Below are 17708 nucleotides of genomic sequence, written 5' to 3'. Positions count from 1 at the left end.
GCACTACTCCCAATCGCTGGCCAGCCAGCGCCACAATCATGAAGTCCGGAGAGGCTCGCCGTCAGATTGGCGAATCTCTTCCTTCCTAGTGTTTTCCAAGCAACACAATGTGGCGAAAATGCAACGACAAATGCGGGCTTGTCAACATTCTCACGTGGGGCGGGAACTGCGATAGACGGAAACGCCGAGTTCGCGGATCTTCTTGCGCAGCGTATTGCGGTTCAGGCCGAGAAGATCGGCGGCCTTGATCTGGTTGCCGCGTGTCGCCGTCAGGGCGGCGAGAATCAGCGGATATTCAAGCTCGCGCAGCACGCGATCATAAAGGCCGGGCGGCGGCAGGCCATCGCCGAAACTGGCGAAATAATCCCGCATGTTTTCCTCGACCGCCTGCGAAATCGTCAGCGAGCCGGTGCGCACCGCCATCTTGTCGAGCGGGCTGTCGGGAACATCCGACTGCAATTCCTGCTCGATGATCTCGCGGGTGATGACTTCCTGCGGGTAAAGCGCCATCAGGCGGCGGATCAGGTTTTCCAGCTCGCGCACGTTGCCGGGCCAGGCATAGGCCTTCATGACTTCCAGCGCCTCGGTCTCGAAACGCTTGCCTTCCAGACCTTCCTTCTCGCCCTGCTGGATGAAATGGCGCACCAGATCGGGAATATCCTCGGCCCGGTCCCGCAGCGGCGGCAGGCGCAGCGGCACGACGTTGAGGCGGTAATAAAGGTCTTCGCGGAACAGACCCTGATTGATCGACTGCTTCAGGTCCTTGTTGGTGGCGGCGACGATGCGGACATCGGTGCGGATCGGCGTGCGGCCGCCCACCGTCGTATATTCGCCCTGCTGCAACACACGCAGCAGGCGCGTCTGCGCATCCATCGGCATATCGCCGATTTCGTCGAGGAACAGCGTGCCGCCCTCGGCCTGTTCGAAACGGCCGGTCGAGCGGTTCTGCGCGCCGGTAAAGGCGCCCTTCTCATGGCCGAAGAGTTCGGATTCGATCAGGTCGCGCGGGATGGCCGCCATGTTGATGGCGACGAAGGGGCCGTTGCGGCGTTTGCCGTAATCATGCAGCGCGCGCGCCACCAGTTCCTTGCCGGTGCCGGATTCGCCCGTGATCATCAGCGTAAGATCGGTCTGCATCAGGCGGGCGAGAACGCGGTAGATTTCCTGCATCGCCGCCGAGCGGCCGACCAGCGGCATGCCGTCCTGCATGTCATCGTCCAGCTTGGCCGGTTTGCGTTTCGGCTCGGAGAGCGCGCGGCCGATGATGGCGATCAGTTCCGTCAGGTCGAAGGGCTTCGGCAGATAGTCGTAAGCGCCTTTTTCCGAGGCCTTGATGGCGGTCATGAAGGTGTTCTGCGCGCTCATGACCAGAACCGGCAGGTCCGGGCGGGCCTTCTTGATGCGCGGCAGAAGATCGAAGGCGTTTTCATCGGGCATCACGACATCGGTCACGACAAGATCGCCCTCACCCGCCGACACCCAACGCCAGAGCGTTGCGGCATTGGAGGTGATGCGCACGTCATAACCGGCGCGGCTCAGCGCCTGGTTCAGAACGGTGCGGATTGCGGCATCATCATCGGCGACGAGGATCGTAGCTGTCATCTGTCATTTCCTGTCGTGTTCGGCAAAGAGCTGTCGTCAAGCGCCACTTCCGGCGAGACGGGCATCAATACGCGGAAAGTCGTGCGGTGGTTCTGGCTGTCGCATTCGACGATGCCGCCATGGGCGCCGATCAGCTTGGCGACAAGCGCCAGGCCGAGGCCCGAACCATTCGTCTTCGTGGTGATGAAGGGGTCGAAAAGATGCGGCAGCAGATCGGCCGGCACGCCCGGGCCATTGTCATGCACGCAGAATTCGAGCGGCAGCGAGATACGCTCGCGGCTGCCGGCAACCGAAAGCCGCATGCCGGGGCGATAGGCGGTGGTGAGGATAATCTCGCCATCCGGCTGATTGCCGACGGCCTCGGCCGCATTCTTCACCAGATTGAGGAAAACCTGTACCAGCTGGTCGCGATTGGCATAGACCGGCGGCAGCGACGGGTCGTAATTTTCCGAAATCTTGATGTTGCGGGCAAAACCCGCCTTGGCGATGGCCTTCACATGATCGAGCACCGAGTGGATATTGACCGGCATGCGGTCCACCGGCCGCTCGTCGGAAAACACCTCCATGCGATCGACCAGCGAAACGATGCGGTCGGTCTCGTCGCAGATCAGCCGCGTCAGCGCCCGGTCCTCGTCGGCAACCGACGTCTCCAGCAGCTGGGCGGCGCCACGAATGCCGGACAGCGGGTTCTTGATTTCATGCGCCAGCATCGAGGCAAGGCCGGTGACGGAGCGGGCGGCAGCGCGATGCGTCAGTTGCCGGTCGATCTTGTCGGCCATCGACCGTTCCTGAAAGACGACGACCACCGATCCCGGCTCGCTGACGACCGGCGCGACATAAAGATCGACCAGCTTGTCCTGTCCTAGGCGCGGCGAACTCAGATCGACGCGGTATTCGTTGACAGGCGCGCGGCGTTCCCGCACCTGATCGATGAGCGCCAAAAGCGGGCTGCCGAAAGGAATGAAGGTGGAGACGCGGTAACGGGCGAGATGGGAGGCGCTCGCCCCGAAAAAGGCTTCGGCTTCCCAATTGGCGAATGCGATGAAACCTTCTGCATCCACCAGGATGACGGGATTCTGCACCGCATTCAGAACCGCCATGGCGAGCGGGTTCGCATCTGCCGGGCTGTGTTTGTCAGCGCTCATGCGGCCTTCCTTGCGGCGTCTTCGCCTGCATTTGCGCCAAGGGCGGAGCGCAGCAGATCCGCCACTTCCCCCGTATCGCGCGATGTCATGATTTGAGCCTTTTCCGGCGTGGCAACGTCAGGAGCGAAGCGGTCGAGATACCAGCCCAGATGTTTGCGGGCATGCCGGAGACCGGCTTCCCTTCCGTAAAATTCCAGCATCATCTCGTAATGTTCGATGGCGATGGCGGGAACATCGTCGCGGTGCGGCGCAGGATGCCCGGCAAGCACCGCCGGCAGCCAAGGCTGCCCCTGCGCGCCGCGACCGACCATGACGGCGTCCGCACCCGAGCGGCGCAGGATTTCGCGCGCATCATCGGCCGTTTCCACGTCGCCATTGGCGATCAACGGCACGGAGATCGCCTCGCGCACCGCGCGGATGGCGTTCCAGTCCGCCCGCCCCTCGTAAAACTGCATGCGGGTGCGACCATGAATGGTGATGAGCTGAACCCCTGCCGCTTCGGCGCGGCGGGCTATTTCCGGCGCATTGATGGTGTTTTCGTCCCAGCCGAGCCGCATCTTCAGCGTCACCGGCACATCGACAGCGCCGACCGTCGCCTCGATCAACGACAGGGCATGATCGGGATCACGCATCAAAGCCGAGCCGGAATAACCGCCCGTCACCTTCTTGGCCGGACAGCCCATATTGATATCGATGATGCCAGCGCCATTATCGACGGCAATCTTCGCCGCCTCGGCCATGAAATGCGCCTCGCGGCCGGCAAGCTGCACCATATGCGGCACCATGCCGGCGTTTTTCAGCCGCGCCCAGGATTCACCGCGATTGGCGACGAGTTCTCGGCTCGCCACCATTTCCGTGACGACCAGACCCGCGCCATACCGCCAGGCAAGCTGCCGGAACGGCAGATCCGTCACACCCGACATGGGCGCCAGCACCGCACGATTACGGATCGTGACTGAGCCGATGCTGAACGGTTCTGACAACTGCGGAAGGGGCAACTGATGATCTTTCATGCAGAAGGGTTATTTGCATTATTTTTAGACAGTGTTTGCGCAGTTGCCAAGCACTTTTAGAGGGTTGCATCTTTTATTTGCTGGGCGGCTGCCCGCCTGTTTTGCTGTCGGCGGCAATTTGTGCAGCTTCGGCCAAGCGATGACGACCGATCCTGCGCCGCCAAGGGTGAAACGGCGTCTTATCGGGCTGGCCATCCGGGTTTTGAAACGCTAGAGCAGGACTGTCAACCGTTGAGGGTTGCACGCAAAGCATATGACCAATGCAGGAAAGCACTATGAAATTCGGCATCGTCATCGTCGCCGCCGGGCGCGGCGAAAGGGCCGGCTCCCCCGAGGAGGGGCCGAAACAATATCGCCCGATTGGTGGCAGGGCCGTGATCGAGCGTACAGTGTCGACCTTTCTGGACTGGGACGGCAGCTGCCCCGTCGTGATCGTCAGCCATGCCGACGATGCGGCGCTACTGTCGCCGATCCTTCAGCGGCTTGATGCCGGCGCGCGGATCGCCACCGTGACGGGCGGCGCGACGCGCCAGCAATCGGTGCTGGCGGGGCTGGAAGCCCTTTCCCGTCACGATCTGACCCATGTGATGATCCATGACGCCGTGCGGCCTTTCGTCGCCGCAGACATGCTGGAGCGTATCGTGGCGCTGCACCGATCGGGGGCAGCCGGCGTTCTGCCTGCCCTGCCGGTCACCGATACGCTCAAACGCGGCTCGCATGACCGTGTCATGGAGACGGTGTCCAGACAGGGGCTTTATGCGGCGCAGACGCCGCAGAGCTTTGGTTACGGCGATATTCTCACCGCGCATCGCGCCGCCGCCGCTTCGGGAAAGACCGATTTCACCGATGACGCGTCGATCGCCGAATGGGCGGGACTGACGGTGACGCTGACCGAAGGTTCGGTCGACAATGTGAAACTCACTCTCAAGCGGGATATCGCCATGGCCGATGAAAAGCTCTCTCACGCCTTGCCCGACGTGCGCACCGGCAATGGTTACGACGTGCACCAGCTGGAGGCCGGCGACGGCGTGACGCTGTGCGGCATCTTCATCCCGCATGACCAGAAACTGAAAGGCCATTCGGATGCCGATGTGGCGCTGCATGCGCTGACCGATGCGCTGCTCGCCACCTGCGGCGCCGGCGATATCGGCGATCATTTCCCGCCTTCCGATCCGCAATGGAAGGGTGCGGCCTCGCGCATCTTCCTCGAACATGCCGCCAAGGTGGTGCGCGACAATGGCGGCACGATCATGAATGCCGATGTCTCGCTGATTGCCGAAGCGCCGCGTATCGGTCCGCACCGCCAGGCCATGCGCGAAGCGCTTTCTGACATGCTCGGCATCACGCTGGAACGCTGCTCGGTGAAGGCGACGACCAATGAGACGATCGGCTTTGTCGGCCGCCGGGAAGGCATCGCGGCCATCGCCACCGCCACCGTCGTCTACAGGGGCAGACCGCTATGAACCTTTTTCCCGCCGACATAGAGGAATTGGCGCGGCGGATCATTGCCGATTTCACCGCCCGCGGCCTCATGGTCTCGACCGCCGAAAGCTGCACGGGCGGGCTGATTGCCGGGGCGTTGACGGAGATTGCCGGCTCCTCCGCTGTCGTCGACCGCGGTTTCGTCACCTATACCAATGAAGCCAAGATGGACATGCTGGGCGTTGGCGCCGGCACGCTTGCCACATTCGGCGCGGTATCGCGCCAGACCGCCTTGCAGATGGCGCATGGCGCCCTGTTCCGCTCGCGCGCCGATTTTGCCGTGGCGGTGACCGGCATTGCCGGCCCGGGCGGCGGCTCCGCCGAAAAACCGGTTGGGCTGGTGCATCTCGCCGCCAAGGCGCGCGGCGGTAAAGTCCTGCATCATGAAATGCGTTATGGCGAAATCGGCCGCACGGAAATCCGGCTTGCGACCGTCCGAACCGCACTTGCGATGCTGATCGCCCTCAATCAGGCCGGATCCGCGTAAATTTTGTCGGCGCGGGTCTCGAAGGCTTCCGCGAACATGCGGAAAGCCCGGTCGAACATCGAGCCCATGACCGCGCCGAGCAGCCGGCTCTTGAATTCATAATCGATGAAGAAATGAATGGCCGCGCCGCCGTCGTCGGCCGGTTCGAAACGCCAGCGATTGTCGAGATATTTGAACGGTCCGTCGATATATTTCACATCGATGGCGCGCTCGGCCGGGTTCAGCAGCACCTGCGTGGTGAAGGTCTCGCGAATGGCCTTGTAGCCCACCGTCATATCCGCCACCAAAAGCACCTTGCCATCCCGTTCCTTGCGCGAGCGAACGGCAAGCGCCTCGCAAAGCGGCAGGAACTGCGGATATTTCTCCACATCGGCGACGAGGTCGTACATGCGATCGGGCGAGTGTTTGACGAGACGATGCGTTTCGAACTGGGGCATAAGCGGCAGTTAATCGCCGATACACAGAAGATCAAGAAGGCGGCGAAACTGTTTTCGGCTTTTCAGCTGGAATATCGGCGTGTCGTCACCGTAAAGCGCGAAATTCCGCTCGAAGATCGGGGTATGGCGCCGTTCGAAATTCCAGATATAGCGCAGGAAATCGACATCTATCCGTTCAGGGCATCCGTCCGCCATTTCCGGCCGCGCCTTGCCGTAACCCTTGATCGCGCGGCTTATGGCACCCCACAGGCAAAGCCAGCGCGGCATGCGCACCCACAGCACGATGTGAGACCGCGGCAGCCGCATGTCGAAGGAGGATGGATTGCTGCCATCCATCAGCCAGCGCTCTTCAGTTATGATGGCGGCTATTCTCTGCCGCTGCTCTTCACGCGGGCGTGCCCGCCAGCCGGGCAGCCAGAAAATTTCACGGTCCATGGAGATGTATCGAAGCCCGAAATTGCGGGCAAGCTTCTGCGAGAGCGTTGACTTGCCACCGCCGGAACAGCCCACGACCATGATACGCTGCGCCCCGGCAATGATCGCCGCTGCATCTTCGACCGTCTCAAGATAGTTCGGCATCACGTAACCTCGTCATCACCAGGGAGATTGCCTGCCGCAGATCCACGCAACGGTATCGTCATTGCGCATGGCAGTTACAGAAAATTGACTATTGCAACCCTGTCGCAGGGATTGCTATTTATTTGCGACTAATATTACACCCATTGGATGCAACCGCGCCGGGCGCTCCCGCTTTCCCCACGCGTCTTCATCCCTGGGTTCAGACCCGATACATAACCGCTTTGAGCCACTGAGTGAGCCGATGGACGATTTTTCCAACATCATCAACCTTCTCGAATCCGCCAAGCAACTCGCATCGATGAACGGCATGCCGGTGCTTGCCTATCTCATCGACGTCGCAAAATGCGAGGCGAGAGAGAACAAGCCGGTTCTGCGCAAGCGCAAACGCGGCGAATCGACCGCCAAGGAAGACTGTTAATTGCCGTTTCTATAGCCGAGCGATAAAGCCGGCTGGCCCAATCTTCAAGACGATGTCATAATTAAACGATGAAACTGGCCGCTTTTCGAGGCGGCCATTTCTTTGAACAATGGAAACGACAGCGTCATGACAGCCGCATCCGCCGATATCAGAACCTACAGGCAGGAGAGACCGAAGGAACGGCACGGCTTCGTGCAGATCGTTCTTCCCGTCTCCGGCTGCCTTCGGATCGAAGTCGCCGGGCGGCAGGATGAACTGTCAACCGGGCGCGGCGTCTTCATCCATCGCGATGCGCCGCATACACAGGAAGCGACGGCGATCAACCATTCGCTGGTGGTCGATATCGATGAAAGCGCCGTGCCGGAACAGACCCTCGCGAGATTCGCCCGCATGCCGTTTCTCGATATTGCGCCGGACACGCGGCAATTGATCACCTATATGCGCGGCCTCATCGGAACGGATGGGCGGCGCGACGATATTGCCGGACTTTGGGCGCCGCTTCTGGTCGACAGCCTTGCCGATGAAAGAACCGATATCCGCCAGCGCCTGCGCAAACTCAGTGCGGTCGTCAGGGCGGAGCCGTTCTTTCCCTGGACGATCGACATGCTGGCGGCCTGCGTGACGATCAGCGACAGCCGCCTGCACGCGTTGTTTCTCGAAGAATTCGGTTTCCCGCCTCACCGCTGGCTTGCGGGGCTGCGCATGGACAAGGTTTGCACTCTCCTCAGCGAAACCAGCCTGCCGATTGCGGAAATCGCGCTCAAGGCCGGTTTTTCCGACCAGACGGCGCTGACGCGTGCCATGCGCAATGCCGTGGGTGAAACGCCTGCCGCCTATCGCCGGAACCGCGGCATTCACTAGATGTGAGCTTTCAGGAGGTCGTCCGGTCACAGCGGATCGAGGTGCGTGTGGCTTTACCCCCCTCTGCCCTGCCGGGCATCTCCCCCTCAAGGGGGGAGATCGGCAGGAGGCGCTACCGCCACTTCATTCTCAAACGTCGAGATGGGCGAGACCTCGCCGCAGATCGATCTCCCCCCTTGAGGGGGAGATGCCCGGCAGGGCAGAGGGGGGTAAAGCCACACGCACCTCGATCCGCCGTGAACGGACAACCCTCTGAAAACCGACAATTGGAGCGGCGGACAAGTCCTCAGGAGTTTTTGTCAAGACAGCCGCAAGGGGCTGTGGCACATCGCGGGTAATTGCGAATGCGGATGTGACATGACATGAACAACAGGACAGGCCTCGGTGTTTTTTACGGCATGCTGGCGGGTGCGCTCTGGGGCGGCATCTTTCTCGCGCCCAAACTCGTGCCGGATTTTTCCGCCCTGCAGCTTTCGACGGCGCGTTATCTCACCTACGGGCTGATTTCGCTCATCATCATCGGACCGCGACTGAAACGGGTGTCTGCCCATTTCGGCGCGCGGGAATGGTTCGCGCTCGGCTGGCTCAGCATGATCGGCAATATCGCCTATTACGTCTTCATATCGACGGCGGTGAAGTTGAGCGGCGTTGCCTTCACCTCGATCATCATCGGTTTCCTGCCCGTCGCCGTCACCATCATCGGTAGCCGCGACCATGGGGCTGTCTCGTTGAAACGGCTATGGCCATCGCTGGCCTTCGGCGCCATCGGCATCTTCGGCATTTCCTGGCAGTCGCTGACGGAAAACGATACGGGACTGGATGTGTCCCGTATCATCGGCCTTGCCTGCGCGCTCGGGGCGCTGGCCTCCTGGACGGCCTTTGCGGTTGGCAATGCCCGCTGGCTTGCCCGCCTTCACGATGTCAGCGCCGATGACTGGAACATGATGACGGGCGTGGTGACCGGCGGCCTCGCGCTGGCGCTCGCCATTCCGGCCTTTGCCTTCGGCGGTGAAAGCCATAACTCGGGCGACTGGCTGCATTTCGCCGCCATCGCCGCAGGCCTCGGTTTCACCGCCTCGATTCTCGGCAATGCCTTCTGGAACCGCATGAGCCGCATGCTGCCGCTCACCATGGTCGGGCAGATGATCCTGTTCGAAACGCTGTTTGCGCTGCTTTACGGGTTTTTATGGGAACGGCGTGGGCCGACGCTGATCGAGATCGTGGCGATCTGCTCGGTGGTGCTGAGCGTGGTACTGTGCATGCGCGCGCATCGGCCCGGGAAGGTTGTGGTGTGAGCGAGGCAAGCTAAAACAGGCAGCCAAGTTTCCTGACGAGCCCGCACCACTCGACGTCATCCTCGGGCTTGACCCGAGGACCCACCTTGTCGGTGGCCAATGGATCCTCGCCTCAAGGGCGAGGATGACGAGGAAGAGAGATTGCGCCCCTTGTGGGCACCCGCCATAATACCGCTGCTTACTCGGCAGCCGCCAGCAGCTTCTTTTCGCGGGCCGCGCGCAGCCGCTCGAAATCATCGCCGGCATGGTGGGAGGACCGCGTCAGCGGGCTTGAGGAAACCATCAGGAAGCCCTTGGTATAGGCGACCGTCTCGTAGGACTTGAATTCCTCCGGCGTCACGAAAGCCTCGACCTTGTGGTGCTTGCGGGTCGGCTGCAGATACTGGCCGATGGTCAGGAAGTCCACGTCGGCGCTGCGCAGGTCGTCCATCAGCTGCAGCACTTCGTTACGCTCTTCACCGAGGCCGACCATGATGCCGGACTTGGTGAACATGGTGGGGTCGAGTTCCTTGACGCGCTGCAAGAGGCGCACGGAATGGAAGTAGCGCGCGCCGGGGCGAACCGTCAGATAATTGCCCGGAACGGTTTCCATATTGTGGTTGAAGACATCCGGCTTGGCGGCCACGACCCGCTCCAGCGCGCCGGGCTTCTTCAGGAAGTCGGGAGTGAGGATTTCGATGGTCGTCGTCGGAGACGCGGCGCGGATCGCCCAGATGACCTTCTCGAAATGTTCAGCACCGCCATCGGCGAGATCGTCACGGTCAACCGAGGTGATGACGACGTGCGACAGCCCCATCTGCTTGACGGCCTTGGCGACGTTTTCAGGTTCGGCCATATCCAGCGGATTGGGCTTTCCGGTCGCGACGTTGCAGAAGGCGCAGGCGCGGGTGCAGATCTCACCCATGATCATGAAGGTCGCGTGTTTCTTGTCCCAGCACTCGCCGATATTCGGACAGCCGGCTTCCTCGCACACCGTTACCAGCTTGTGGCTGCGCACCAGTTCGCGCGTCTCGTGGTAACCCTTGGAGGTCGGCGCCTTGACGCGAATCCATTCCGGCTTGCGCATGACCTCGGTGTCAGGCTTGTGCGCCTTTTCCGGATGGCGGATGCGCTTTTCGTCGGACGACGTCCTGTCGAGAATAGTGACCATTAAAAACCTGCTTCCATCGCCTTTAGCGATCTAAACATCTGTTGGCCGGATGCTTTAGAACAATTCCAGAAAAAGCGTAAGCCCCTTCCGGTCACGCAGCCGTCAGCGCCGCACCAGCTTTGCCAGAAACAGCAGCAGGCTGGCGCCGATGAACGACGTGACGAAATAACCGAGCCGGCTGTCCTGGACGAAAACATCGAAGGTTCTCAGCACCGCAACCGCGACCACCGAACCGACGATGCCGAGAACGATGTTCATGAAAATGCCGAAGCGCATGTCCATGAGCTTGCCCGCCAGCCAGCCGGCGAGACCGCCGATGATGATTGCTGCAATCCAGCCTACACTTTCCATTCCCAAGCTCCCTGAAAGAACCGCTCCCCTTGAGCGACCGGCATTGAGACATATGGGACACCCGGCACGGTTAGACAATGCCGGGCATCACGCGGCACTTATGCGTTCAGCACACGTCCGTAGGCGTCGAGCACGCTTTCCTTCATCGATTCCGAAATGGTCGGATGCGGGAAGATCGTGTGCATCAGGTCTTCTTCCGTCGTCTCCAGATTCATGGCGACAACGAAGCCCTGAATGAGTTCGGTCACTTCCGCACCGACCATATGAGCGCCGAGCAGCTCACCGGTCTTCTTGTCGAAGATGGTCTTGACCATGCCCTGGTCTTCGCCGAGCGCGACCGCCTTGCCGTTCGCCGCAAAGGAGAATCGGCCGACGCGGATGTCGCGGCCCTGTTCCTTCGCCTTGGCTTCGGTGAGACCGACCGAGGCGACCTGCGGGTTGCAATAGGTGCAGCCGGGAATCTTGAACTTGTCCATCGGATGCACATTCGGCAGGCCGGCGATCTTTTCGATGCAGATCACGGCCTCGTGTTCTGCCTTGTGGGCGAGCAGCGGCGGACCGGCGACATCGCCGATGGCGTAAATGCCAGGCACATTGGTCTTGCCGTAACCGTCGATGACGATGAAGCCGCGATCGGTCTTCACGCCGGCAGCCTCAAGGCCGATGCCTTCGATATTGGCAACGACGCCAACGGCCGAAATCATCCGGTCTGCGGTGATCTTCTCGGAAGAACCGTCCTTCTTTTCAAGGGTGGCGGTGATGGAATTCGCGCCCTTCTCGACCTTGGAAACCTTGGTTTCAAGGTGAATTTTCATGCCCTGCTTTTCAAGCTGCTTCTTGGCGAAGGTGGAGATTTCCACATCTTCGACCGGCATGACCTGGCTCATGATCTCGACAACGGTGACGTCGACGCCCATGGTGCGGTAGAAGCTGGCGAACTCGATGCCGATGGCGCCCGAGCCCATGACCAGCAGCGACTTCGGCAGCTCTTCCGGCTTCATCGCCTCGAAATAGGTCCAGATCAGCTTGCCATCCGGCTCGATGCCGGGCAGCGCGCGCGGACGGGCGCCGGTGGCAACGATGATGTGCTTGGCAGTGTAAGTGCCCTCGCCCAGCGTGTTCTTCGGAACCGGACCCTGCGGCTGAACCACCGGCTTGGCAGACTTGCCAACGACGATTTCACCTGGCTTGGTGATCTTGGCTTCACCCCAGATGATATCGACCTTGTTCTTCTTGAACAGGAAACCGACGCCGTTGTTCATGCGCGCAGCAATGCCGCGCGAGCGCGCCACGATTGCCTTCACGTCAGGCTTGATCGAGCCTTCCAGCGTCAGGCCGTAATCCTTGGCGTGGGTGGCGGTGTGCATGACATCGGCGGTGCGCAGCAGGGCTTTGGTCGGAATGCAGCCCCAGTTGGAGCAGATGCCGGCCAGGTGCTCGCGCTCCACGACGGCAACCTTCATGCCGAGCTGGGCTGCGCGGATCGCGGCAATATAACCGCCCGGTCCCGAACCGATGATGATGACGTCATAAGATTGAGCCATTGGAAATCCTGCCTTGTCTTGTTCGGATGACGGTAAACCGCCCCGAAACGAGAATGAGTGTCAAAGTCCGAGCATCATGCGGACGACGGGTTCCAGCCCGCGCCCGATGGCCCGCGTGTTTTCAGCATCGAGATGGACGCCGTCCACCGGCGTCGTGCGGGCGACGGACCCGGCATCGAAAAATCCGCAATCGAGGTCGTCGGCAAGGTCCCGGTAAACGGAAGCCAGCATCGCCGATTCATCGATCGCATCGCGAAAGAGCGCGCCCATGACGGGATTGGCCGTTTCGCTGAGCGGCGGCGGCGCGACGATCAGCACATCCGGCGCTTCCCAGTCGGCTACCTGCCAGACATGATTGCGAACGAGCTTTACCAGCCGCTCGATACCCTTCATGGCGACGATCGCCGATCCGTGGATCGACGGTTTCATGTCGTTGGTGCCGAGCATGATGATGACAAGATCAAGCGGCGCATGGCTATGCAGCAGCGTCGGCAAAAGCCGCGCGCCATTGCGGTCGCAATCGGCCGTCAGATCGTCATAGGCGGTGGTGCGGCCGCCAAGACCTTCTGGGATCACATGCACGTCAGGACCGAGCGCCTTCTGCAAGACGCTCGGCCAAAGATCGTCATGGCTGTGCCGGCCACCCGTTTCCGCATTCGAACCCCAGGTCAGGGAATCGCCAAAGCAGAGGACCGACTTCACCATCTCACGCTCCGATCAAACCAGCATGCCCATCGGGTTTTCGATATAGCGCTTGAAGGCGCCGATCAGTTCGGCTCCGAGTGCGCCGTCGACGCAGCGGTGGTCGGTCGACAGCGTGACCGTCATGACATTGGCGATCTTGATCTCGCCGTTCTTCACGACAGCGCGCTGCTCGCCCGCGCCGACCGCCAGGATGGTGGCATGCGGCGGGTTGATAACGGCGGAGAAGCTTTTCACGCCCATCATGCCCATGTTGGACACGGCGGTCGTGCCGCCCTGATATTCCTCGGGCTTCAGCTTGCGCTCTTTCGCGCGCTTGCCGTAGTCCTTCATCTCGTTGGAGATGGTGGAAAGCGATTTTTCTTCCGCCTTGCGGATGATCGGCGTGATCAGGCCGCCCGGAATGGAAACGGCAACGCCGACATCCGAATGCTTGTGCTTGACCATGGCGCTTTCCGTCCAGGAGACGTTGGCGTCCGGCACGTCACGCAGCGCCAGAGCAAGCGCCTTGATGACCATGTCGTTGACCGACAGCTTGTAGACCGGCTTGCCGTCCTTTTCAGGAGCAGCCGCGTTGAGCTGGGCGCGCAGCGCCAGAAGCGTGTCGAGTTCGCAATCCACGGAAACGTAGAAATGCGGAACCGTCTGCTTGGATTCGACCAGACGCTTGGCAATGACCTTGCGCATGCCGTCATGCGGCACGAGTTCGTAGGAACCCGGTTCGAACAGCTTGAGAACGGCTTCGTCCGACTGGCCCTTGGCGAGGGCCGGAGCCGGTGCACTTGGCGATGCTGCGGCGGCCGGAGCAGCCTTCGCACCGCCGGAAGCGACAGCCTTTTCCACGTCGGTCTTGACGATGCGGCCATGCGGGCCGGAACCGGAGACGGCCGAAAGGTCGAGACCGGCTTCCTTGGCAAGACGGCGGGCAAGCGGTGAAGCGAAGATGCGCTCGCCGGACTTTGCAACCGGGGCCGGCGTGGAAGACGCGGGCGCCTGATCGGCGGCCGGCTTTTCAGCCTTGGCAGGTGCTGTTTCTTCCTTCGGCGCTTCGGCCTTAGCGGCTTCCTGCTTGGGAGCCTCGGCTTTCGCAGGAGCGGCATCGCCGCCCTTTGCCGCTTCAGCCACGTCCTCGCCATCGGCGGCGAGAATTGCGATCAGGGCGTTGACCTTTACCCCTTCGCTACCAGCGGGAACCACGAGCTTGGCGACCGTACCCTCGTCGACGGCTTCCACTTCCATGGTCGCCTTGTCGGTCTCGATCTCGGCGATCACGTCACCGGGTGCGACCTTGTCGCCTTCCTTGACCAGCCACTTGGCCAGATTGCCCTCTTCCATGGTTGGAGAAAGGGCAGGCATGGTGATGTTGATAGGCATCGAAACGCCTCCCCTTACTTGTAGCAGACGGTTTTGACGGCCTGAACGACTTCATCGACGTTCGGCAGAGCCAGCTTTTCGAGGTTTGCCGCGTAAGGCATCGGAACATCCTTGCCGGCGATCGTCAGGATCGGCGCATCGAGATAATCGAAAGCGGCGCGCATGACCTGGTTGGCGATGAAGTCACCGACCGATGACTGCGGGAAACCTTCCTCGACCGTGACGAGACGACCGGTCTTCTTGACCGATTCGATGACGGTGGGCAGATCCATCGGGCGGATGGTGCGCAGGTCGATCAATTCGACATCGATGCCGAGCTTCTCGAGTTCCGCAACCGCCTTGACCGCATAGGTCATGCCGATGCCGAAGGAAACGATGGTCGCATCCTTGCCCTTGCGGTGAATGCGCGCCTTGCCGATCGGCAGCACGAAATCATCGAGCTTCGGCACTTCGAAGCTCTGACCGTAGAGAATTTCATTTTCCAGGAAAATGACCGGGTTCGGATCGCGGATAGCTGCTTTCAGCAGACCCTTGGCGTCGGCTGCGGTGTAAGGCATGACGACCTTGAGGCCCGGAATATGGCTGTACCATGCGGCGTAACATTGCGAATGCTGCGCGCCGACGCGGGCAGCGGCGCCCGAGGGACCACGGAACACCATCGGCGCGCCCATCTGGCCGCCCGACATGTAAAGCGTCTTTGCCGCCGAGTTGACGATCTGGTCGATCGCCTGCATGGCAAAGTTGAAGGTCATGAACTCGACGATGGGCTTGAGGCCCGTCATCGCAGCGCCGACGCCGATACCGGCAAAACCATGCTCGGTGATCGGGGTGTCGATGACGCGGCGCTCGCCGAATTCCTGCAGCAACCCTTGAGTGATCTTGTAGGCGCCCTGATATTCGGCGACTTCTTCACCCATGACGAAGACTTTTTCGTCGGCGCGCATCTCTTCGGCCATGGCGTCGCGCAGCGCTTCACGCACCGTCGTCATCACCATTTCCGTGCCTTCAGGAATATCCGGATCGGCAGCAACGTCGATCTTGGGTGCAGCCGGAACCTTGGCGGCTTCCTTGGCAGCGCTCGGCTCTTCTGCCGCTTCGCGGGTCTTGCCGCCGGCGGCGTCCGAACCGGAATTTGCAGCTTCAGCCTTCGGCTCTTCCTTCTTGGCAGAGGAAGAAATGTCGTCGGCGCTCTCGCCTTCCTGGATGAGAACGGCGATCGGCGTATTGACCTTGACGCCTTCGGTGCCGGCATCGATCAGCAGCTTGCCGATCACGCCTTCGTCCACGGCTTCCACTTCCATGGTCGCCTTGTCGGTCTCGATCTCGGCAATCACGTCGCCGGAAGTGACCTTGTCGCCTTCCTTTTTAAGCCACTTGGAAAGCGTGCCTTCCTCCATGGTCGGGGAAAGGGCGGGCATAAGAATTTCTACAGGCATGGGGTTCCCTTTCCCGATCAGAGCAGAATGTCGGTGTAGAGCTCGGAGACATCCGGCTCGGGGTCGTTCTGGGCGAAGTCGGCGCTGTCGGCAACGATATCACGGACATCCTTGTCGATGGCCTTCAATTCGTCTTCGGTGGCCCAGCCATGCTCCAGAAGGCGTGCCTTGACCTGCTCGATCGGGTCATGTTCGGAGCGCATCTTCTGCACTTCGTCTTTCGAACGGTATTTCGCCGGGTCGGACATGGAGTGACCGCGGTAACGATAGGTCAGCATTTCCAGAATGATCGGACCCTTGCCGGAACGGCAATGTTCCAGCGCCTGGTCGGCGGCAGCCTTGACGGCGCGTACATCCATGCCATCCACCTGGATGCCGGGAATGCCGAAGGACTGGCCGCGCAGCGAATAGTTCGACTGGGCGGTGGCGCGGGCGGTCGAGGTGCCCATGGCGTAACGGTTGTTCTCGACGATATAGATGATCGGCAACTTCCACAGAGCCGCCATGTTGAAGCTCTCGTAGACCTGGCCCTGGTTGGCGGCGCCGTCACCGAAATAGGTCACGGAGACATTGTCGTTGCCGCGATAGCGGTTGGCAAAGGCGAGACCGGTGCCGAGCGAGACCTGCGCACCGACGATGCCGTGGCCGCCATAGAAATGCTTCTCCTTGGAGAACATGTGCATGGAGCCGCCTTTGCCCTTCGACAGGCCGCCCTTGCGGCCGGTCAGCTCGGCCATGACGCCACGGGCGCTCATGCCAAGTGCGAGCATATGGCCGTGGTCGCGGTAAGCGGTAATAACCTGATCGCCTTCCTTCTGCGACATCTGCATGCCGACGACGACAGCTTCCTGGCCGATATAGAGGTGACAGAAACCACCGATGAAACCCATGCCATAGAGCTGGCCGGCCTTTTCTTCGAAACGGCGGATCAGAAGCATTTCACGATAGGCGTGAAGCTCTTCGTCCTTCGAGAAGTCCGGGCTGTTCTTGCCGGTGAATTCGGTTGCGGACTTTGCCGTGGTCTTGCGGCCGGATACGGTCGCTGGTTTTCGCGGCGCCATTCATCCCTCCCTGAGTTGCCGTTTGAATGGATAGAGTGGCGCGTACCATATGCAAGAAAATGCCATGCAGCAATGCTTTAAACGCATGGCACATATTCACGCTAAGGTGCTGTGAATAAATCAAAAATGTTAAATTAACCTAATTTCGGTTAATTAGAAATATGTGTTCATGATGACGATTTCGTCCGTGCGGGACATATTCAGCTGATAACGGGAAATCTCGTCGATCATGTCGCGCTCCAGCGAACCGTCGCTCAGCAATTCCACCTGCCGCTCCAGCGCCACACGGGCCTGCGTCAGCTTTGCAAGCTCGGCAGTGCGGACAAGACGCTGCCGCTCCAGCCGCTCCGTCGCCTGAAGGCCGAAGTCGCCATGGATGGAATGATAACCGAAATATGAAAGAAAAGCGATCGTGATGGCCGGAACGATCAAACGGCCGAATCGTCTCTTTTTATGATGTCTGGTCCACATGCCGGAGAGAAGCCTTAAAACGCATAACGTGAGTCTGAAGACTAAGCCGGATTGTTTAACTATCCGTTGACCTTAAATTGCAATCGGCGAATGGGCATGAAAAAGCCCGCTGGAGGGCGGGCTAAGAATGGCAGCGACGTCAAAATAACCCTCGTCATGCCGGACTTGATCCGGCATCCAGCCACAGCGCGCCTGCGCTGTGGGGAGAGTCTTTCGCGATCAAGGACTTGATCGCGCTGGCAACTGTATTGGTGGATATTATTCTCAGGATGTTTTGAATGTGGTTTTGTCCCTGAGAAT

18 protein-coding genes are annotated in these 17708 nt (G+C 60.6%); 5 read left to right on the top strand and 13 right to left on the bottom strand.

The window, feature by feature from the left end:
* Nucleotides 1-150: 150 nt before the first annotated feature.
* From ntrC to dusB, 3 genes are read right to left on the bottom strand one after another with little or no spacing between them, the layout of a single operon-like run.
* Nucleotides 151-1602 carry a nitrogen regulation protein NR(I) gene (ntrC, locus tag ACI2KA_RS22525; protein WP_404504687.1) on the bottom strand — a complete coding sequence of 484 codons (1452 nt, stop codon included), beginning with the start codon at nucleotides 1600-1602 and terminating at the stop codon, nucleotides 151-153.
* The gene (locus tag ACI2KA_RS22520) at nucleotides 1599-2747 is read right to left on the bottom strand and encodes a nitrogen regulation protein NR(II) (RefSeq protein WP_404504686.1); all 1149 of its coding nucleotides are present in this window, start codon (nucleotides 2745-2747) and stop codon (nucleotides 1599-1601) included. The genes ntrC and ACI2KA_RS22520 overlap by 4 nt, the downstream gene beginning before the upstream one ends.
* Nucleotides 2744-3760, bottom strand: coding sequence for a tRNA dihydrouridine synthase DusB (gene dusB, locus ACI2KA_RS22515; RefSeq protein WP_404504685.1), 1017 nt, complete (start codon nucleotides 3758-3760; stop codon nucleotides 2744-2746). Before dusB ends, ACI2KA_RS22520 begins: the two co-directional genes overlap by 4 nt.
* A gap of 275 nt (nucleotides 3761-4035) precedes the next feature.
* On the opposite strand from dusB, the gene ACI2KA_RS22510 reads away from it, so the two are divergent.
* Nucleotides 4036-5223 (top strand): bifunctional 2-C-methyl-D-erythritol 4-phosphate cytidylyltransferase/2-C-methyl-D-erythritol 2,4-cyclodiphosphate synthase, encoded by a 1188-nt coding sequence (locus ACI2KA_RS22510; protein WP_404504683.1) that lies wholly within the window; start codon nucleotides 4036-4038, stop codon nucleotides 5221-5223.
* The gene (locus ACI2KA_RS22505; protein WP_404504682.1) at nucleotides 5220-5729 is read left to right on the top strand and encodes a CinA family protein; all 510 of its coding nucleotides are present in this window, start codon (nucleotides 5220-5222) and stop codon (nucleotides 5727-5729) included. Before ACI2KA_RS22510 ends, ACI2KA_RS22505 begins: the two co-directional genes overlap by 4 nt.
* Here ACI2KA_RS22505 and ACI2KA_RS22500 read toward each other — a convergent pair.
* On the bottom strand, nucleotides 5711-6166 hold the full coding sequence (locus tag ACI2KA_RS22500) for a type II toxin-antitoxin system RatA family toxin (RefSeq protein WP_404504681.1): 456 nt from the start codon (nucleotides 6164-6166) through the stop codon (nucleotides 5711-5713). The two genes, ACI2KA_RS22505 and ACI2KA_RS22500, sit on opposite strands and share 19 nt — an antisense overlap.
* Before the next feature lie 9 nt (nucleotides 6167-6175).
* Nucleotides 6176-6745, bottom strand: coding sequence for an AAA family ATPase (locus ACI2KA_RS22495; protein WP_404504679.1), 570 nt, complete (start codon nucleotides 6743-6745; stop codon nucleotides 6176-6178).
* A 241-nt stretch (nucleotides 6746-6986) separates the two neighbouring features.
* On the opposite strand from ACI2KA_RS22495, the gene ACI2KA_RS22490 reads away from it, so the two are divergent.
* From ACI2KA_RS22490 to ACI2KA_RS22480, 3 genes are all read left to right on the top strand, one after another.
* Nucleotides 6987-7163: a hypothetical protein gene (locus ACI2KA_RS22490; protein ID WP_003496171.1), complete on the top strand. Its 177-nt coding sequence runs from the start codon at nucleotides 6987-6989 to the stop codon at nucleotides 7161-7163.
* A gap of 126 nt (nucleotides 7164-7289) precedes the next feature.
* Entirely contained in the window at nucleotides 7290-8024 is a 735-nt protein-coding gene (locus ACI2KA_RS22485) for an AraC family transcriptional regulator (protein WP_404504678.1), read from the top strand.
* 362 nt (nucleotides 8025-8386) lie between these two features.
* Entirely contained in the window at nucleotides 8387-9319 is a 933-nt protein-coding gene (locus ACI2KA_RS22480) for a DMT family transporter (RefSeq protein ID WP_404504677.1), read from the top strand.
* A gap of 178 nt (nucleotides 9320-9497) precedes the next feature.
* Here ACI2KA_RS22480 and lipA read toward each other — a convergent pair whose 3' ends face one another.
* From lipA to ACI2KA_RS22440, 8 genes are all read right to left on the bottom strand, one after another.
* Nucleotides 9498-10469 (bottom strand): lipoyl synthase, encoded by a 972-nt coding sequence (gene lipA, locus ACI2KA_RS22475; protein ID WP_003521361.1) that lies wholly within the window; start codon nucleotides 10467-10469, stop codon nucleotides 9498-9500.
* Nucleotides 10470-10571: 102 nt separating this feature from the next.
* Nucleotides 10572-10820, bottom strand: a complete 249-nt coding sequence (locus tag ACI2KA_RS22470; RefSeq protein ID WP_020012453.1) for a GlsB/YeaQ/YmgE family stress response membrane protein — start codon at nucleotides 10818-10820, stop codon at nucleotides 10572-10574.
* 98 nt (nucleotides 10821-10918) lie between these two features.
* Nucleotides 10919-12364: a dihydrolipoyl dehydrogenase gene (gene lpdA, locus ACI2KA_RS22465; RefSeq protein WP_404504676.1), complete on the bottom strand. Its 1446-nt coding sequence runs from the start codon at nucleotides 12362-12364 to the stop codon at nucleotides 10919-10921.
* 60 nt (nucleotides 12365-12424) lie between these two features.
* Nucleotides 12425-13069 carry an SGNH/GDSL hydrolase family protein gene (locus ACI2KA_RS22460; RefSeq protein ID WP_404504675.1) on the bottom strand — a complete coding sequence of 215 codons (645 nt, stop codon included), beginning with the start codon at nucleotides 13067-13069 and terminating at the stop codon, nucleotides 12425-12427.
* 12 nt (nucleotides 13070-13081) lie between these two features.
* Complete coding sequence (locus ACI2KA_RS22455; RefSeq protein WP_404504674.1) at nucleotides 13082-14440, bottom strand: pyruvate dehydrogenase complex dihydrolipoamide acetyltransferase; 1359 nt, start codon at nucleotides 14438-14440, stop codon at nucleotides 13082-13084.
* A gap of 14 nt (nucleotides 14441-14454) precedes the next feature.
* A complete protein-coding gene (locus ACI2KA_RS22450; protein WP_404504673.1) occupies nucleotides 14455-15876 on the bottom strand; it encodes a pyruvate dehydrogenase complex E1 component subunit beta in 1422 nt (473 codons plus the stop codon).
* A gap of 17 nt (nucleotides 15877-15893) precedes the next feature.
* A complete protein-coding gene (gene pdhA / locus ACI2KA_RS22445; protein ID WP_404504672.1) occupies nucleotides 15894-16937 on the bottom strand; it encodes a pyruvate dehydrogenase (acetyl-transferring) E1 component subunit alpha in 1044 nt (347 codons plus the stop codon).
* Between the two features lie 153 nt (nucleotides 16938-17090).
* On the bottom strand, nucleotides 17091-17408 hold the full coding sequence (locus tag ACI2KA_RS22440) for a septum formation initiator family protein (RefSeq protein WP_404504671.1): 318 nt from the start codon (nucleotides 17406-17408) through the stop codon (nucleotides 17091-17093).
* Nucleotides 17409-17708: the final 300 nt, after the last annotated feature.

The organism is Agrobacterium sp. NPDC089420 (genome assembly GCF_044900305.1).
GTDB lineage: Bacteria > Pseudomonadota > Alphaproteobacteria > Rhizobiales > Rhizobiaceae > Agrobacterium.
This window is presented reverse-complemented; position numbering and strand designations above follow the sequence as displayed.

Excerpts from the sequence above, each read along its gene's own strand:
- dusB (WP_404504685.1), bottom strand. The coding sequence starts at position 3,760 with ATGAAAGATCATCAGTTGCCCCTTCCGCAGTTGTCAGAACCGTTCAGC.
- ACI2KA_RS22490 (WP_003496171.1), top strand. The coding sequence starts at position 6,987 with ATGGACGATTTTTCCAACATCATCAACCTTCTCGAATCCGCCAAGCAA.
- pdhA (WP_404504672.1), bottom strand. The coding sequence starts at position 16,937 with ATGGCGCCGCGAAAACCAGCGACCGTATCCGGCCGCAAGACCACGGCA.
- ACI2KA_RS22440 (WP_404504671.1), bottom strand. The coding sequence starts at position 17,408 with ATGTGGACCAGACATCATAAAAAGAGACGATTCGGCCGTTTGATCGTT.
- ACI2KA_RS22500 (WP_404504681.1), bottom strand. The coding sequence starts at position 6,166 with ATGCCCCAGTTCGAAACGCATCGTCTCGTCAAACACTCGCCCGATCGC.
- ACI2KA_RS22510 (WP_404504683.1), top strand. The coding sequence starts at position 4,036 with ATGAAATTCGGCATCGTCATCGTCGCCGCCGGGCGCGGCGAAAGGGCC.
- ACI2KA_RS22520 (WP_404504686.1), bottom strand. The coding sequence starts at position 2,747 with ATGAGCGCTGACAAACACAGCCCGGCAGATGCGAACCCGCTCGCCATG.
- ACI2KA_RS22470 (WP_020012453.1), bottom strand. The coding sequence starts at position 10,820 with ATGGAAAGTGTAGGCTGGATTGCAGCAATCATCATCGGCGGTCTCGCC.
- lipA (WP_003521361.1), bottom strand. The coding sequence starts at position 10,469 with ATGGTCACTATTCTCGACAGGACGTCGTCCGACGAAAAGCGCATCCGC.
- lpdA (WP_404504676.1), bottom strand. The coding sequence starts at position 12,364 with ATGGCTCAATCTTATGACGTCATCATCATCGGTTCGGGACCGGGCGGT.
- ACI2KA_RS22485 (WP_404504678.1), top strand. The coding sequence starts at position 7,290 with ATGACAGCCGCATCCGCCGATATCAGAACCTACAGGCAGGAGAGACCG.
- ACI2KA_RS22505 (WP_404504682.1), top strand. The coding sequence starts at position 5,220 with ATGAACCTTTTTCCCGCCGACATAGAGGAATTGGCGCGGCGGATCATT.
- ACI2KA_RS22460 (WP_404504675.1), bottom strand. The coding sequence starts at position 13,069 with ATGGTGAAGTCGGTCCTCTGCTTTGGCGATTCCCTGACCTGGGGTTCG.
- ACI2KA_RS22480 (WP_404504677.1), top strand. The coding sequence starts at position 8,387 with ATGAACAACAGGACAGGCCTCGGTGTTTTTTACGGCATGCTGGCGGGT.
- ACI2KA_RS22495 (WP_404504679.1), bottom strand. The coding sequence starts at position 6,745 with ATGCCGAACTATCTTGAGACGGTCGAAGATGCAGCGGCGATCATTGCC.
- ACI2KA_RS22455 (WP_404504674.1), bottom strand. The coding sequence starts at position 14,440 with ATGCCTATCAACATCACCATGCCTGCCCTTTCTCCAACCATGGAAGAG.
- ntrC (WP_404504687.1), bottom strand. The coding sequence starts at position 1,602 with ATGACAGCTACGATCCTCGTCGCCGATGATGATGCCGCAATCCGCACC.
- ACI2KA_RS22450 (WP_404504673.1), bottom strand. The coding sequence starts at position 15,876 with ATGCCTGTAGAAATTCTTATGCCCGCCCTTTCCCCGACCATGGAGGAA.